The 16,024-nt window shown below is 67.4% G+C and carries 14 protein-coding genes and 3 tRNA genes; 11 read left to right on the forward strand and 6 right to left on the reverse strand.

Annotated elements, in window-relative coordinates:
• Positions 1-140 precede the first annotated feature (140 nt).
• A complete protein-coding gene (locus AB4030_RS05355; RefSeq protein WP_442278165.1) occupies positions 141-635 on the reverse strand; it encodes a GNAT family N-acetyltransferase in 495 nt (164 codons plus the stop codon).
• A 75-nt stretch (positions 636-710) separates the two neighbouring features.
• Positions 711-3,092 (reverse strand): heavy metal translocating P-type ATPase, encoded by a 2,382-nt coding sequence (locus AB4030_RS05360; protein WP_442278166.1) that lies wholly within the window; start codon positions 3,090-3,092, stop codon positions 711-713.
• Between the two features lie 948 nt (positions 3,093-4,040).
• Here AB4030_RS05360 and AB4030_RS05365 point away from each other — a divergent pair.
• The 11 genes from AB4030_RS05365 to AB4030_RS05415 all read left to right on the forward strand — a co-directional run bounded on the left by AB4030_RS05365 (position 4,041) and on the right by AB4030_RS05415 (position 14,291).
• Complete coding sequence (locus tag AB4030_RS05365; RefSeq protein WP_442278167.1) at positions 4,041-4,694, forward strand: TMEM175 family protein; 654 nt, start codon at positions 4,041-4,043, stop codon at positions 4,692-4,694.
• A gap of 239 nt (positions 4,695-4,933) precedes the next feature.
• Positions 4,934-5,203, forward strand: coding sequence for an SHOCT domain-containing protein (locus AB4030_RS05370; protein ID WP_442278168.1), 270 nt, complete (start codon positions 4,934-4,936; stop codon positions 5,201-5,203).
• A 76-nt stretch (positions 5,204-5,279) separates the two neighbouring features.
• Positions 5,280-5,771, forward strand: a complete 492-nt coding sequence (locus AB4030_RS05375; RefSeq protein WP_442278169.1) for a hypothetical protein — start codon at positions 5,280-5,282, stop codon at positions 5,769-5,771.
• Between the two features lie 149 nt (positions 5,772-5,920).
• The gene (locus AB4030_RS05380; RefSeq protein WP_442278170.1) at positions 5,921-7,573 is read left to right on the forward strand and encodes an MFS transporter; all 1,653 of its coding nucleotides are present in this window, start codon (positions 5,921-5,923) and stop codon (positions 7,571-7,573) included.
• A 99-nt stretch (positions 7,574-7,672) separates the two neighbouring features.
• On the forward strand, positions 7,673-8,371 hold the full coding sequence (locus AB4030_RS05385; protein ID WP_442278171.1) for a hypothetical protein: 699 nt from the start codon (positions 7,673-7,675) through the stop codon (positions 8,369-8,371).
• Between the two features lie 479 nt (positions 8,372-8,850).
• Positions 8,851-9,057 carry a hypothetical protein gene (locus tag AB4030_RS05390; protein ID WP_442278172.1) on the forward strand — a complete coding sequence of 69 codons (207 nt, stop codon included), beginning with the start codon at positions 8,851-8,853 and terminating at the stop codon, positions 9,055-9,057.
• A 262-nt stretch (positions 9,058-9,319) separates the two neighbouring features.
• Complete coding sequence (locus AB4030_RS05395; protein WP_442278173.1) at positions 9,320-11,617, forward strand: LuxR C-terminal-related transcriptional regulator; 2,298 nt, start codon at positions 9,320-9,322, stop codon at positions 11,615-11,617.
• Between the two features lie 243 nt (positions 11,618-11,860).
• A complete protein-coding gene (locus AB4030_RS05400) occupies positions 11,861-12,205 on the forward strand; it encodes a carboxymuconolactone decarboxylase (protein WP_442278174.1) in 345 nt (114 codons plus the stop codon).
• Positions 12,206-12,246: 41 nt separating this feature from the next.
• Positions 12,247-12,783, forward strand: coding sequence for a DUF1269 domain-containing protein (locus AB4030_RS05405; RefSeq protein WP_442278175.1), 537 nt, complete (start codon positions 12,247-12,249; stop codon positions 12,781-12,783).
• Positions 12,784-12,980: 197 nt separating this feature from the next.
• Complete coding sequence (locus AB4030_RS05410; RefSeq protein ID WP_442278176.1) at positions 12,981-13,433, forward strand: hypothetical protein; 453 nt, start codon at positions 12,981-12,983, stop codon at positions 13,431-13,433.
• Positions 13,434-13,766: 333 nt separating this feature from the next.
• Positions 13,767-14,291: a site-specific integrase gene (locus tag AB4030_RS05415; RefSeq protein WP_442278177.1), complete on the forward strand. Its 525-nt coding sequence runs from the start codon at positions 13,767-13,769 to the stop codon at positions 14,289-14,291.
• 87 nt (positions 14,292-14,378) lie between these two features.
• On the opposite strand, the gene AB4030_RS05420 is transcribed toward AB4030_RS05415, so the two are convergent.
• The 4 genes from AB4030_RS05420 to AB4030_RS05435 form a co-directional block, all read right to left on the reverse strand.
• A tRNA-Val gene (locus AB4030_RS05420) sits at positions 14,379-14,453 on the reverse strand.
• Positions 14,454-14,496: 43 nt separating this feature from the next.
• A tRNA-Cys gene (locus AB4030_RS05425) sits at positions 14,497-14,567 on the reverse strand.
• A gap of 28 nt (positions 14,568-14,595) precedes the next feature.
• Positions 14,596-14,668, reverse strand: a tRNA-Gly gene (locus AB4030_RS05430).
• 113 nt (positions 14,669-14,781) lie between these two features.
• Complete coding sequence (locus AB4030_RS05435) at positions 14,782-15,939, reverse strand: YihY/virulence factor BrkB family protein (RefSeq protein ID WP_442278178.1); 1,158 nt, start codon at positions 15,937-15,939, stop codon at positions 14,782-14,784.
• Positions 15,940-16,024: the final 85 nt, after the last annotated feature.

Here is a 16,024-nt window from a genome sequence, read left to right on the forward strand (position 1 = left end):
CATGGCCGGTCGGGCGATCCAGACGATCAGCAGGGCCAGTCGCGGGAACACGCCGGCCAACAGCACGAACAGGCAGCCCATGGCCTGATCCTCTCCTCGATGTCACCTCCAACGCTCTCGCCCAGACGGCGAGGCCGGCGTCACCCGGAACGGATGATCGTGCCCCGGCGCATGGTGTGGATGCGAACCGTGGAGCCTTCGCGCAGCGGTTGCACCTCCCCTGTATGCGTGAATCCATGCCGTTCGTACAGGGCGCAGGCGGTGTCGTTGCCCTCGGTGACGTGAAGCACGACGGGCCGGCCCTCCGCATCGGCATGTTCGAGCAGACGCTCGAGGATCCGTGAGGCCACACCGTGGCCTCGGGACGCCGGCTCGACCCACATGCCCCACACGAATGCGTCGGCAGATGCGTCGGGCAGGTACAACCCGCCCATGGCCATCGACCCATGGTCGGCGAAGCCGAGGACGATCGGGTCGGGGCCGGCCGCCCGGTCCCGCCAGGCCGACGGCGGCTGCTCGAGGGCCTCGGCCAGAGTCACGCCGAAGGAATCGGGTGAGTCCGCCAGCGCTTTCAGGCGAACGGCGCGGAAGTCCTCCCAGTCGTCGGGGGCGATGACTCGCAGCTCGGTGCTCACCGTCGGAGGGTATCCGCAGGCAGCATGAGGACGGCCTCGCTCCCCGCGATGGACGCGCTGGTCCAGCCTGGCGGGCTACAGGCGCTGGGTACGCAGCCGCAGGGCGTTGCCGATGACGCTGACCGACGACAGCGACATGGCTGCGGCGGCGATCATCGGGGACAGCAGCAGACCGAAGGCCGGGTAGAGCACCCCTGCGGCGAGCGGGATACCGGCGGCGTTGTAGACGAACGCGAACACCAGGTTCTGGCGGATGTTCGACATGGTGGCCCCGGACAGGGCCCGAGCGCGAACGATGCCGGTCAGGTCGCCCTTGAGCAGGGTGACGCCGGCGCTCTCGATGGCGACGTCGGTGCCGGTGCTCATGGCGATGCCGACGTCGGCCGCGGTCAGGGCCGGCGCGTCGTTGACGCCGTCGCCGGCCATCGCCACGACTCGGCCCTCGGCACGCAGGGCCTGGACGACCGCGCTCTTGTGGTCGGGCAGCACCTCGGCCTCGACCCGGTCGATGCCCAGCGTCCGGGCGACGGCCTGGGCAGTGATCTGGTTGTCGCCCGTCAGCATCACGACGTCGATCCCTTCTGCGCGCAGCGACTTCAGTGCGTCGGGGGTGGTGTCCTTGACGGGGTCGGCGATGGCGAGCACGCCCGCTACGGCGCCGTCCATGGCGACGTAGACGGCGCTGGCACCGTCGGCGCGCAGCCGGTCCGCTTCGGCGTCCATGCTGGCGGTGTCCACGCCGTGACCGGCGAGGAACGAGCTGCTGCCCACGAGGACCTGTCGGCCTTGGGCGATTCCCGTGACCCCCTTGCCGACGGGAGCGTCGAAGTCCTCGACATCGGGAACGTCCAGGCCGGCCTCGCTGGCGGCTCGCACGACTGCCAGACCCAGCGGGTGCTCGCTGGCACGCTCGACGGCCGCCGCCACGCGCAGGACCTCCTTCTCGTCCGCCCCCTCGGTGGCGACGACGTGGGTGACGGACGGGCGGCCCTGGGTCAGGGTGCCCGTCTTGTCGACGACGAGGGTGTCGACCTTTTCCAGGAGCTCGAGGGCCTCGGCGTTCTTGATGAGCACGCCGAGCGAGGCGCCGCGGCCCACTCCGACCATGATCGACACCGGCGTGGCGAGCCCGAGAGCACAGGGGCAGGCGATGATGAGGACGCTGACCGCGACGACGAGCGCGTGGGCCAGCCGCGGCTCGGGGCCCATGGTGGCCCAGACGACGAACGCGATGAGCGCGGCCAGGATGACGGCGGGTACGAACACGGCTGAGACCCGGTCGGCCAGGCGCTGGATGGGGGCGCGGGAGCGCTGCGCGTCGGCGACCATCTGGACGATGCGCGCCAACATCGTGTCCCTGCCGACCCTTTCGGCTCGTACGACCAGGGATCCCGTCTGGTTCACGGTGCCACCGATGACGGCATCCCCGGCCGCCTTGGTGACGGGCATCGACTCCCCCGTGACCATGGACTCGTCCAGTGTGGAACGCCCGTCTTGCACGGCGCCGTCAACGGGAATGGACTCACCGGGACGGACCCGCAGCAGGTCGCCCACCTGCACCTGGTCGAGGGTGACATCGGACTCGGTTCCGTCAGTGGCGACGCGGTGTGCGATCTTCGGCGTCAGGTCCAGCATGGCGCGGATCGCGCCGGACGTGCTCTCCCTGGCACGCAGCTCGAGGACCTGCCCGAGCAGGACGAGCGCGGTGATGACGGAGGCGGCCTCGAAGTAGACCGCGACCGCGCCGTCCATGCGGAACGCCTCGGGGAAGATCCCGGGCGCGACGGTGGCGACAACGCTGAACAGCCATGCGACCCCGGTGCCCATCGCGATGAGGGTGAACATGTTCAGCTTCATGGTTCGCACCGAGGCCCACCCGCGCTGGAAGAACGGCCAGCCCGCCCACAGCACGACCGGCGTCGCCAGGACCAGCTGGGCCCAGTTCGCCGCCGTCGGGGAGATGACGTCCGCGAGCGCAGGGACGAGGTCGCGCCCCATCGACAGGACGAGCACGGGGATGCTGAGGGCGACCGCGACCTTGAACCGGAGCGTCATGTCGGCAAGCTCGGGGTTGGGGCCGCTGTCAGCCGTCACGGTGACGGGTTCCAGCGCCATCCCGCAGATCGGGCAGCTGCCGGGACCGGGGCGTCGGATCTCCGGGTGCATCGGGCAGGTCCACTCCGCCACGTCGCCGGGTGCTGTATCGGCGACAGCCACCTGGGGGGTGTGGACGGCGTGTGATGCGTGGTGGCCGTGGTCGTAGCCGACCGAGCTGCTCAGGTAGCCGCTCGGGTCGGTCTCGAACGTGGCGCGGCAGCCGGCCGAGCAGAAGTGGTACTCGTGTCCGTCCAGCACGATGTGGTGCTCGCTGGTGGCCGGGTCGACGTCCATGTCGCAGACGGGGTCTTGCACCAGCGAGGTCGTCGAAGAGGTCGAGTGGTCGCTGTGGCTGTTCATACCTCCACGATACCCCCCAGGGGTATAAAGTCAACGTCGTCGTCGCGCGACCATCCTCCGCACGACACAACGTGGACAGCCGTGGACGCGGTCGACCCATCGCCTGGTCAGCCGGTGCCTATGGTGACTGCGTCCGTGCAACGCGAACAGCCCCCTGACCGGCGTCTCCGCTGGTCAGGGGCTGTTTCGTACTGGTGGGCGATACTGGGTTTGAACCAAATTCCAGCCTGACCATGGAACCTGTTCTTGACGTGCCGAAACCCCTTGTGACCTGCCGAGGAGGCGTGGCGCATCGTCGAGCCGGTGATGCGCGGGTGGTCCGCTGGCGCCGTCCCGTTGTAGGAGTACCGCGCGGGCGCCATCGCGCCCGGCCCTACGGCATAACACCAACCTCGAACTTCGCTCCGCCCTCGGCTCGTACGCGGTCGCACGCCGCCTGCCTGAGCACTCAATTCGACCCCGGGACTCCCGCACACCTGTGCCGGGTTTGCGGCTAACCCGTCGTGCGGACCCCGAGGACATGGATGTGCTCAACTTCGAGCGCTTCAAGGGGGGCGGCGGTCGCCGCGACGGCCTCCGCCTCGTCCCGTTCGACTTCGTGCAGTGCCAACGGGCGCCGCGGTCCCTCCCGAGACAGACCTCTCGTGGGCCCTCAGCCTGCGACACCAACACGCACCGAAACGCCACACGAACCGACCCTGCCGGATAGCGTGGACTCCGTTTCGTACTGGGCGGCGTCCGAGTGCCCGGGAAGGTCGTATGGAGGTCGGCACACGACCGGTACAAGTTCACGTCCGGGGCGTGTCCAACGTGGCAAGGAGTTACGAAACTCCATCTCGAGCCGTTCCCGCTCCCGGAATCAGGTCGGGCTGCTTGACCCTCAAGGCTGGACGACCAGGAGGCAGGCGCGTGGCAGAAACCCGACGTTCTTGGAAGCCTCGTCGTTCCTTGGGCAAGACCCGACTGGAAGCGTTCAGCGATGGCGTCTTCGCCATCGCCATAACTCTGCTGATCCTCGACGTGGCGGTCCACCCACCCGGAAGTCCGCTCGCGCAGGTGATCAACGCATGGCCGACCTACGTGGCCTACCTGATCAGCTTCCTCACCATCGGAGGAGCGTGGATCGTCCACACCGCGCTGACAGATCGGCTCGCGCGTTCGGACTCGATCTTCCTGCGGCTGAACCTTTTCGTTCTGCTGGCGGTGTCGTTCCTGCCCTTTCCGACCCGCTTGCTCGCCGAGGGCCTCGGCGATCGTGATGCCGAACGCGTTGCCGTCACGATCTTCGGGCTGACCCTGCTGGTGATCCGTCTGGCTGGATTGGCCTGCGACGCCTACGCCCGGCGCGAGGACCTCTACGTGTCCCCGCCGACCGTCACGGAAGCCTCGCCCGGCGGCGAGGACGAAGACGATGACGACGACGAGCTGCGACGTTCGCGTCGGAAGTCTTTGGGCGCCGTTGTCGGCTATGTCCTTGCGATCCTCGTCGGGATTGGCCTCCCGGCCGTCGCCATGGCCTTTTACCTCGGCCTGGCGGTCTACCTCATTGTGCCGTTCCGAGAGATCTGGCAATTGATGACCCGGCCTCCCACCAAGGCCTGACCCAAAGCCTGCCACCAGAGCGAGGTGGCGGTGCACGCCGCACGAACGAACCGGTGTTCGGCGTCCAGTTCATGGCGGACTCCCCGAGCGAGCGCTTTCGCCCACAGGAGGCGTCCGGATCACCCGGGTGACTGTGCCCTCGGGTGAGCCCCTCTCCATACCCGTCGTTCTAGCCTCGAACTAGCAGACCAACGTCGAGCGGGCGGCTCCGCCCGCTGGCGCTGACGAAGGAGAGTCGCATGCCACGGATGTTGAGACGTGCAGCAGTGCTTGGAGCGACCGCCAACGTCGCCGCCAAGCACGGCGCCGCAAAGGCCGAAGCGGCGCAACAGCAGGCGGCCACCGCCGTGCCGGCACCGGTCGCGCAACCGCCAGCGTCAGCACCTGCTGACGCAACGCAACCCGAGGTGAACTACGACGACCTCCTGAAGCTGAAGCAGCTGCTCGACGCCGGCGTCCTCAGCCAAGCCGAGTTCGATGCTGAGAAGCAGAAAGTTCTCGGCAACTGAGCATGCGCGGTCCAATCCCCGCCCACGGACGCGTCTCCCGGCAGATCCGAAGGAGTTCTCTATGTCCATAGGTCCCGTGCAGCTGCTCATCATCAGCTTCGACGAACCTCATTTCAGCGGCGAGATCCTGACAGAGTTGAACCGCCTCCGCGAGAGCGACATGATCCGGCTCATCGACGCCCTGGCCGTGCAGAAGAACGACGACGGGTCACTGGTAGCCCTCCAATGGAGCGACCTGTCGGTCGAAGAGGCCGAGGACCTCGGAGCGACGGTCGGCGCGCTGCTCGGCCTCGGCTTCGCCGGTGAAGACGGTGCGCTGGCAGGCGCCGAGGCCGGTATCGACGCAGCATCGGACGGTCACCTCATCGACGACGACGAGGTCTGGAACGTCGCCGATGCAATCCCCGCAGGAAGCGCCGCTGCCATTGCTTTGATCGAGCACGTTTGGGCGGCGCCGCTCCGCACGGCCATCGCCCGTGCCGGCGGGTTCCCAGTCAGCGCCGAATGGGTCCACCCGCTCGACCTCGTCGAGGTCGGGCTAGCGGCCGCTGAGCTCGAAGGCTCCTAGCGCATCCTCGCCCAGGCGGGGTTCCACCACACGAACCTCGACCGGTCCGAGACGCAGGACCTGGCGGGCGCGCAGCCCGACCAGCTTCGTGAGTTCGTCGATTCGTGGTTCGCCGAGGCGGGCGCGATCGTGGGGGAAGGAGGCGCCTCATGACGGACACTTCGCCACGCGTGGCCAACCGGGCCGGATGGGGCGTGGCCGGCATGCTGGCCGCCGCTCAGTTCATCATGGTGCTGGACACCACCGTGATGAATGTGTCCATCTCGCAGGTCGTCTCGGACCTGAACACCACCATCGTCGGCCTGCAGACCGCGATCACGATGTACACGCTGGTCATGGCGGCCTTCATGTTGATCGGCGGAAAGTTCGGCGAGCGGTGGGGGGCCAAGCGGGCGTTCTGGGTGGGCCTGCTGGTTTATGGGACGGGATCCTTCCTCACCTCCGTGGCGCCGAATCTGGCAGTCCTGCTAATCGGTTGGTCGTTCGTCGAGGGCATGGGAGCCGTTCTGGTGATCCCAGCCATCGCGGCGCTCACAGCGGCCACCTACAAGGGCAAGCAGCGCGCGATCGCCTACGGGATCCTGGGCGGCGTCAGTGGGGCGTCGATGGCTGCCGGGCCTTTGATCGGTGGTTGGGTTTCGGCCTCCTACTCCTGGCGATATGTGTTCGCGGCCGAGTCGGTCGTGGTTCTGATCATCATCGCCTTCTTGCGGATCATCCCGTCGGTGCAGCCACGCAAGGCGAAGCTCGACACCGGCGGCGCCGTCCTGTCCGCGCTTGGCCTGGGCTCCCTCGTGCTGGGCATCCTGCGCTCCAGCCAGTGGGGCTGGATCATCCCCAGCCCCGGTGTCCCGCAGATCAACGGCAAGCCGTTGGCCCCTCTGGGACTCTCTCCAACGCTCTGGCTGATCATGATCGGGGCGATCCTGCTCGTGGCATTCGGCCGACGTGAGCGCACGGTCAAGGCCCGCGGGGACGAGCCCCTGCTGGACCTGGCGCTGCTCGAGATTCCGCGGATGCGCGCCGGGCTGGTGGTGCAGTGGTGTCAGGCCTTCATCATCCAGGCGACGTTCTTCGTGCTGCCGCTCTACTTGCAGACCGTGTTGGGCTTCGACTCGTTGAAGACTGGGGTCACCATCCTCCCGATGTCCGTGGCGATGTTCGCGTTCGCACTCGGTGGGTCCGCGCTGACCGGCCGCTTCTCTGCGAAGCTGATCGTCCAGCGCGGCATCGCCGCCTTGCTCGCGGGCGAGCTCGTCCTGCTGTACTTCCTGGACCCGACACTGAGCGGGTGGGGGTTCGGCACCGGCTTGGCGCTGCTCGGCGCCGGCCTGGGGTTGATGGCCTCCCAGGTGGGCAACGTGATCATGTCATCGGTCGAGCCGAAGCGCGGCGGAGAGGCCGGGGGGCTCCAGGGCACTTCGCTCAACCTCGGCGCATCGCTTGGGGTCGCGCTCGTCGGCTCGATCCTCCTCGCCACGCTCGCGTCCAATTTCAGCCAAGGAATTCAGACGAGCCCCTCGCTTCCGGACTCGGTCAAGCAGCAGGTGGCGGTGGCCGCGCAGGCGAACGCCAACTTCGTGCCAACAACGCAGGTTGAGCAGGCCGCCCAAAAGGCAGGACTGCCCGCGGACCAGACCGCGGAACTCGTGGCCACCTACTCCGACGCCCAGCTCAGCGCTCTGCGGGCCTCCCTCGCCTTCCTGGCGCTCTTCGCGCTGCTGGCACTGGCGTGGGTGCGTCGCCTACCCACAGCGTCCCCGACCGACGACCCGGTCGTGACGCCGGTCGTCAATGCGTAGCCGCTCCCCCGGCGCCAAGCACCGGCGGCAGGCGAGCCCGACTCCCTCGATCAATCCATATCGATGGCTCAAGCGCCGCTGCGAGACCACGCTAGGTCCATGATGGACAACGCGCCGGCCCCTGTGCACGACCCCGGCCCGGATTCAGCACAGGTACCCGAAAGCTACTTCTGGCCCTTGGTCGCCCTCATCCTGGTGATCCTGCCCCAGGTGCTGGTGCCCGCCCGAATGCGCGAAGGTCCGGTCCTGATCGTGCCCGTCCTCGAAGGGGTCGTGGCCCTGGTGCTGCTGGGTGTGGCGGCCAGACCAGGCCCGGTCCCCCGGGCGGCCCGCCCGCTGATCCTCTGGCTGTTCGCTGTCCTCGTCCTCGCGAACACGTCAGCGGCCGCCCGACTGGTGATCGTGGTTCTGCGGACTCCCGCAGCAGGAGAGCACCCGGCTACCGTGACCCAGCTCCTCATCGGTGCGGCCCTCGTGTTGGCCACCAATGTCGTCACGTTCGGTCTGCTCTACTGGCAGCTCGACGGCGGCGGGCCCAGTGGTCGCCTCCAGCATCCCGCTCCCTTTCCGGACTTCCAGTTCCCTCAAACCAGCACTGAAGGGTTGGCGCCACCGGGGTGGCGGCCACGGTTCGCAGACCACCTCTACGTGGCGTACACCAATATCGTCGCGTTCAGTCCCACCGACACCCTCCCCCTGAGCCACCGAGTCAAGGGGCTGATGGCCATTCAGTCGATGATCTCCTTGGCGGTTCTGGTCGTGGTCATCTCCCGGGTCATCAACATCCTGCCCTCCTGACCATCCAGACTTCTGCGGCGATTCACGCCGTGCGCCGAACGCTCGGACGTGCGCCGAGGGCCCCGTTGCCAAGTCACACCTCTAGCGCGCTTGCCGAGCCGGCGGTGGTGTGGCACTTCGTTTCCTGCTTCCACATGAACCACACGTGCTGGACGACCCCAGGAGGGGTCCGGCCATCCCAGGCGAGTGTCTCCGGGACGTGTTGCCCGACGTGACCCAACCTTCTCAAGGCGTGGGGTCGCCCGCCGTCCCGGGGCTGCTCACCGCGACCCCAGGTATCTACGCCGCGAGGATCCCCGTCGGACTGTTCCTGCCGATTGCCGCGGTATGCGACGACCTTGCGATCGCCCGCGCAATGCGACCGGACGTCAGTGCCAATCCCCTGGATCTCACTGGACGACCGTCGAACTGAGATTCACCTGGGTGGTTGCGCGGCTGGGGTGATTCGGTCGAGGCGCAACCCCGACGATCATGCTGTCATGCCCCCGATCAGCTGCAAGGTCGTGGTCGCAGGCGAACTGAGCGACCACTTCGACGGCGCCTTCGATGGTCTGTCACTCGTCCGCGTGTCCGGGACGACAGAGCTCATCGGGCTGCTCGCCGACCAGTCAGCGTTGCAGGGTGTGTTGCGACAGCTCGCAGACCTTGGCCTCGAGATCGTGTCGGTCTCAACTACTCAGCCATGAGCGCCCCTGGGCCAGGGCGGCTCGAGCCCGCACTGGGCTAACAGTCTTCCGGTTGCTGCGCCTGGCGGTCATGACTTGGGTCGAACGACCTACAACCGCCGACGCCGCCAACGAGCGGTGAGCACGTTCACCCTGATCGAGCTTGAGACCATCAACCGACTCGCTCGCGCGCCCTGAAACTCCAGACCTCGAGTGTCAACCAGATCGTCAGCAGTCCCTCGTGCGGGCGACTACGGTTAGTGGTGTCGAGTTTGGGGGATGCGTGGCTGTTAACGATCCGCTCGCCGGAGCGCCGCTCGCACCGGACCTCGTTGATGTCGGGTTCGTCCGAAGCAAGATCCTGCCGAGGCGGCTGCCGCTTGGGGCGATCAGCCGTCCGCGGCTGCTCGAGAGGTTGCGCGCGGGTCGGAGATCCAGCCTCACACTGCTTTCCGCGCCGGCGGGTTATGGCAAGACCACGCTGCTGACCGCATGGCAGGGCTCTGTGGCACCAACCCGCTGTGCGTGGGTGTCCCTGGACCGAAGGGACACCGACCCGATTCGGCTCTGGACCCACCTCATCGTCGCGCTGAACGAGGTGGAGCAGCGCGCCGGCACAGGCTCGTTGACGGCCCTGCGCGCAAGGCCTGACCGGCTCGAGGAGTATGCGCTGCCGGTGCTGCTGGAGGAGCTGACCGGTGACGGGCCTGACCTGGTCGTCATTCTCGACGACTACCACCTGGCGGAGAGCCCGGTCGTCAATGCCACGATCGAGGCGCTACTTCGCTATCGGCCAGATCGCCTCCAGGTGGTCATCTCCACTCGAGCGGACCCGGTTCTCGGGATCCCGCGACTACGGGCAATGGGTGAGCTGTCGGAGATTCGAGCCGCAGATCTGCGCTTCGATCGGCACGAAGTTGCGCAGTTTCTCGCCGGCGTCGGCGTGGTGGGGCTCTCCGACGAGGAGACGTCCCGCCTGGCCGACAGCACTGAGGGCTGGCCGGCGCCGCTGCGACTGTTGGCCCTCCTCATTCCCCAGCACGAGCCGCGGGCATTCATCGACTCGTTCGCGGGGGCTCGCCGGCCGGTGGTGGAGTATCTGACAACAGATGTGCTCGAGCTGCTGGAGCCAGCTGCTCAGGAGTTTGTTCTGAGGGTCTCGATCCTCACGAGGATGTGTGGGGCGCTGTGCGACGCCGTGGTCGGCGCGCCCGGCTCGGGGATCCTCTTGGCCGAGCTCGAGCGAGCCGGTCTGTTCATCTCGGCCGACAGCGCCGGCGACTGGTATCAACAACATCACCTGTTCGCCGAGGCGATGCGCCTGGAGCTGGCTCGCGCTGAACCTGAGCTGCTCCCGAGACTGCATCTGCGCGCGGCTCGATGGTTCGAGGCGGCAGGTGACCTCGAGTCGGCGACCGACCACGCGATCGAGTCCCGCGACGTGGCGGTCGCTGCCCGGCTTGTTGCCGCGCAGGTCGAGTCATTGGCTGCGCGCGGACGCTGGGCGACCGTACACGGCTGGCTGGCGGACCTGTCGTGGCCATCCGCATTGGCCGACCCCGAACTCGCTTGGGTACGTGCCACGTCGGATACCTTCGCCCACGACCTGGACGGTGCCGAGCAATGGCTCAACACCGCCAGCAGCGGTGTTCCGGAAGCCGTCGGTTCGCTCACCCTGCCGCTGGGGTACCGCGTCGAAATGCTCCGCTCTCTCGTGGGAGTCAACGACGTCTCAGCCGCCGAGCACGCCGCGCACCGCGCGCTCGCGATAGCCCCAGGGCCGATGTGGCAGGGCGCCGCCCTAGCCGGGCTCGGCCAAGCGCAATACCTTCGCGGCGAGACCGCCCAAGCGCGAGCGACTCTTCGAAGAGCGGTTGGTCTGATACCGGATGCGCATCCCAACCTCCTGGTCTTTGCGATCAGCAACTTTGCGCTCGCGGAGTATGCGGACGGCGGTGGCCCCCACGCTGACCCCGTCCTCGACCGCGCGGTCGAGATGATGACCATCCAGCCACATACCGTGGTGGGTGCCATCCTGCACATGGCGCTCGGGGAGCGCGCACGGGCCGGCGGCGATCCCAGAGCTGCCGTGGGATGGTTCGGGTCGGCGATCGCGATCCTCGGTGAGGGCAAGCGCAGCGCCTGGCTGGCGAACGCCTACCTGCTCAACGCATCCGCCTTTCGAGCGCTCGGAGATACCAGCGGCGAGATCCGGTGCCTCGATGCAGCCGATGCCATCCTCGACACGCTGTCCGACCCCGGGGATTTGGCGCGCCGGTCGCGGAGCCTCCGCGAACGGGCCAGATCGGTCAACCGACGCCGGACGAGGTTCGGCGCGGTGTTGTCCGATCGCGAGATTGCGGTGCTTCAACTGGCTGGGGCGAGGCTCACGCAGCGTGAGATCGCCGATCAGCTCTTCATCTCCTTCAACACCGTCAAGTCGCACCTGCGCTCCGCGTACAGCAAGCTCGGCGTGAACTCTCGAGACGACGCCCTGGCATCCCTGGCGAACCTCCAGGGCGACCCGGCACCCCATCACGGCGACGAGTCGACACCCGCGACGCCGACGCGAGCAACCTGAGGTCAACCCGGCCGACCACGCCGTCACGGCCTGACCTGACCGCTGTGGGGGGCAGCAGGTGCGAGGGCTTACTCACCTGGGTGAATCCGCTGGTGGGTGAGTACATCACGGCTGTGTCGCGGCACGATCAAGTGAGGACAGGTCGGCGCGCGTGCGGACGCTGACACATCGGGCTCCCCGGAACAACCGGAGCACTTCCGGCAGGACCCCGTCCGGCACCAGGTGGAACGAGCTGACAGGACCATGATCATGACCGAACAACGACCACTCCTCGACACCTTGACCGAGATGACGGCAGCGTCGATCGCGCACGTTGACATGGTCGACCGAGAACTGATGCTGGTTCGCCTTGCGGGCCTGGTAGCCGTCGACGCACCGCCGTCGTCGTATCTGCTGAACCTGGGCCCTGCAGTCGACAGCGGCCTGACGTTGGAGGACACCCAGAGTGTGCTGGCGGCTCTGGCTCCGATTGTTGGTGGCCCTCGGGTGGTCGCCGCTGCCGCCAGCATCACCGCGGCACTCGGGTATGCCCTGGCCATCGAGGACGCGCTGGATGACGAAGAGGCCCTTGAGGAAGAGGAGGCCTGAGCATCTGCTCAGCCTCAGCGCAGGAGAGACAAGGAGCTGTGATGGAAGGACTGGACACGTTTGCCGCATTCGCGGCAACGTACGGATCTCTGGACGATGCCGAAGCCGACTACGAGACGATCAAGTCGTTGTACTACGACGAGCACATCGTCGACACGTTCGACGCCGCGGTCGTCTCCAAGAACGACAAGGGCAAGGTGAAGATCGTCAAGAAGCATGAGCAGCCGCTCCGGCAGGGGGCGTGGGTCGGAGGCGGCCTGGGGTTGGCGACCGGTCTGTGCGTTGCCTTGTTCCCTGCGGTCGCCGTGGGGGCAGGCCTCATGTGGGGCGCCGGCATCGGCGCCGGTCTGGGGGCGCTTGCCGGGCATGCGGCCGGCGGGATGAGCCGCTCAGACCTCAAGGACCTGGGGGAGACGCTCGACGCCGGCCAGTGCGCGGTTGTCACAGTGGCCGCTGCGGCCATCGCAGACCGCGTCGCCGATAGCCTCAAGGGCGCCCAGAAGGTGGACCGCAAGGAGCTCAAGGCTGACCCCAAGGCCGTGAAGGATGACGTGGCCGCCGCGGGGGCGACCTCCTGACTGGCCCCCTGGCCGGTGGACGCTGCCCGCGACGGCGTCCACCGGAGGCCACTGCGGAGACTGCTGTTCCTCATGCGTGCCCGACGGTATGGCAGGACCAGTCCTTGCGTCCCGACAGACAAGGCCTTGAGCCCAATCAGTCACCACCACACCTGACCCGTCGGTCGAACAGCCACGCGAAGGAGGCGACTCGTCACATGCCGGTCCGTTCAGTTCGGATGCCCTTGGGGGTGCTTGTCTGCGTTGCCGCCTTACTCTGGGTTCTCGTCGGCTGCGGCAGCTCACCGTCGACGACCATCAAATCGACGACGACGTCGTCCGCCGGATGCGCCGACGTCATGGCGTTGAAGAGCTCCCTGCTGGCGCTCAAGAACGTGAACATCCAGCAGGGTGGGGTCGATGCCCTGACCAGTGCCCTCGCCGATGTGAAAACGAAGCTCGACGCCGCTACATCATCGGCCTCGAGTGATCTACAGCCCAGTGTGAAGGAGGTGCAGACGGCAGTCGCTTCCCTGGAGACCGCGACCAATGGGCTGACGACGAGCAACCTCACCCAGAAGACGCCTGCAATCGCAGCGGCGTTGACCCGGGTCGCCACCGCAATCTCGGCGCTGTCGACCACCATCGCGCAGCGCTGCCCGGGCAGTTGATGAATGTCGGGTTCACGTCTGGAGTCAGAGTGGCGTCGACTGAATGGTGATCCGGCGCAGTAGCACTGGCGCACATCGGCAAGCAGGTCATCGGTGACGTCACTCATCGTCGCGCCGGAACGAACTACACGTCGACGGCCTGCTGGCGGAACTCCTCGGAGTAGTTCTTGCAGGCCGTGATTCAGGATCACCTCGCCTCCGCAGCAGATGCTGGATTCGGCGTATCCACGAAGCGGGGTGAGAACCCCACCGCGCCCGCACAGCCGGCCCTCCGTTTACTGCCGGGGGGTGCCACGACCGGCGAGCGAGATGTCAGCAGGGGGTGCTTGGTCAATGACCAACAGGTTCAATCGCCTCGGCGTTCTCGGCCTCGGGCGGAATGGTTGCTGGACTGGTCGGTTCGGCAAACGCGAGCCGATCCCGTGCCGCGGGGCGGTGGACGCCCTCCGCCGCCACCTCGATGCCCAGCAAGCCTGGCGTAGCAAGATCACGGACGCGTGGCAGGAGCACGATCTCGTCTTCTGCACTGGCGGCGGCCTCCCGCTGGACCCCGCCAATGTGCGGCGATCCTTTCGCGCTGTGATGAGCAGGGCCGGACTCGACGACCAGGTGTGGACGCCGCGGGAGCTGCGCCACAGCTTCGTCTCACTCATGTCAGACGCCGGCGTGCCGTTGGAGGACATCTCGCGCCTCGTCGGGCACCGCAGCACGATCGTGACCGAGTCCGTCTACCGCAAGCAGCTGCGCCCAGTACTGACCCAAGGGACCGAGGCGATGGACCGACTCTTCCGGCCGCCAGACAGATCTTCTGACCGCCCCGGCTGGGCCTCGAAGACGGATCCTTGGTCAAGCAGTTAGTCAAGCAGCAGCCCTTCGGAGCGGATCGGACCCACGAACGAAGCAGCCCCTGACCGGCGTTTCCGCTGGTCAGGGGCTGTTTCCTGCTGGTGGGCGATACTGGGTTTGAACCAGTGACCTCTTCCGTGTCAAGGAAGCGCGCTACCGCTGCGCCAATCGCCCGTGGGTCTTGCTGTCCTGCTTGGTACTTCGTGGTGTCTCACCGAGGTGGAGACGGGATTTGAACCCGTGTACGCGGCTTTGCAGGCCGCTGCCTCGCCTCTCGGCCACTCCACCGTGGAAGGCAAGTGGATCTTTGCCTCCGAGCGGACGACCGGGCTCGAACCGGCGACCTCAACCTTGGCAAGGTTGCGCTCTACCAACTGAGCTACGTCCGCGGAAACACCAGCGGTGTAACTTCCCCGCTCGGTGCTTGCTAGACATTAGCCGATCGATGCACGAGATACAAAACCGGTCCTGACGCCCGTTCAGCGCCGGCCGCCACCCCCGCTCACGAGGACCTCGAGGCCCGATCCGACGCCTCCTGCACAGCTGCTGTGCCGTCCCCTGCGCCGTCTGCCGCGCCCTGCCCGGCGCCCCGCTGGATCGCCGCCGTGATCGGCCCGCGCTCGCCGCTCTCGAACTGCTGGTCACGGCCCCGCCCGTCGTCGTCCGTCACCGGTGGAGCGGTGTCCGACGTCCCCGCCTCGCCTTCGGCACGGGTCAGGAGTCCCCCGGCCCCTTCCATCGCCCAGTTGACGAGGCGGACGTCGGCGCCCTCGTGCAGGGCGACGGGCCAGAGGGTGTTCGCGGCCGCGTTGAGGCCGGCGCCGATGAGGATGGCCACGGCCAGCGCGTACAACCACACGAGCAGGACGATGGGCGTGCTGAGCGGCCCGTAGATCGAGGAGCCGCCCATCGAGGCCTCGAGCGAGATCCGCACGACATACGACGCGCCGATCCAGATGGCCATGGCGAGGACGGCGCCGGGCACGTTGCGCCGCCACGGACTCCGCTGCGGCGTGGAGACGTGGTACATCGAGGCGAGCAGCGCGACGCTGAAGATGATCAGCGTCGGCCAGTAGAGCGCCCTGGTGGCGGTCGCCGCTGCCTCCGGCAGCCACGAGGCCAGCAGTCCCGGCCCGAGGAGCATCAGCGGCAGCACGACGACGGCGGAGAGGATGCCGAGGGTGTAGAGCAGCAGGCTGAAGGCGCGCATGTGAACGATCCCGCGAGCGTCCTTCTGTCCGTACATGATCGAGACCGTGTCGACGAACACGTTCAGCGCGCGCGAGCCCGACCACAGCGACAGGATGAACCCCACCGAGATGACGTCGACGCGTCCGTCGCGAAGCACGTCGTCGATCGTCGGCAGCAGCAGCTCGTCGATGCTGGACTGGGTGAGGAAGCGCGAGGCATACACCTGGATCGCCGAGACGATGCTGTTGATCGTGTTGGGGCCGATCCATCCGCCGACGAAGCCGAGCCCGCCGAAGAGGCCGAGGACCAGCGGCGGCAGGCTGAGGAGCATGAAGAACGCGCCCTCGGCGGCCAGTCCGGTGACGCGGTAGCGCAGGCACACCCGGATCGTCTCCAGGGTCAGCTTCGCGAGCGGCACGCCCCACGGCACCCGCTCCAGCACTGCCCGCGTCCTCGTCCGTGCACTCATCGTCTCCGAGGCTAACGGGGTCATCCGCCGCCCATCACCAGTGATCGGGGCAACACGCGTCGGGGCGGCCACACACGCGGGCCCC

The sequence above is a fragment of the Terrabacter sp. 2YAF2 genome (assembly GCF_052114705.1).
Lineage (GTDB): Bacteria > Actinomycetota > Actinomycetes > Actinomycetales > Dermatophilaceae > Terrabacter.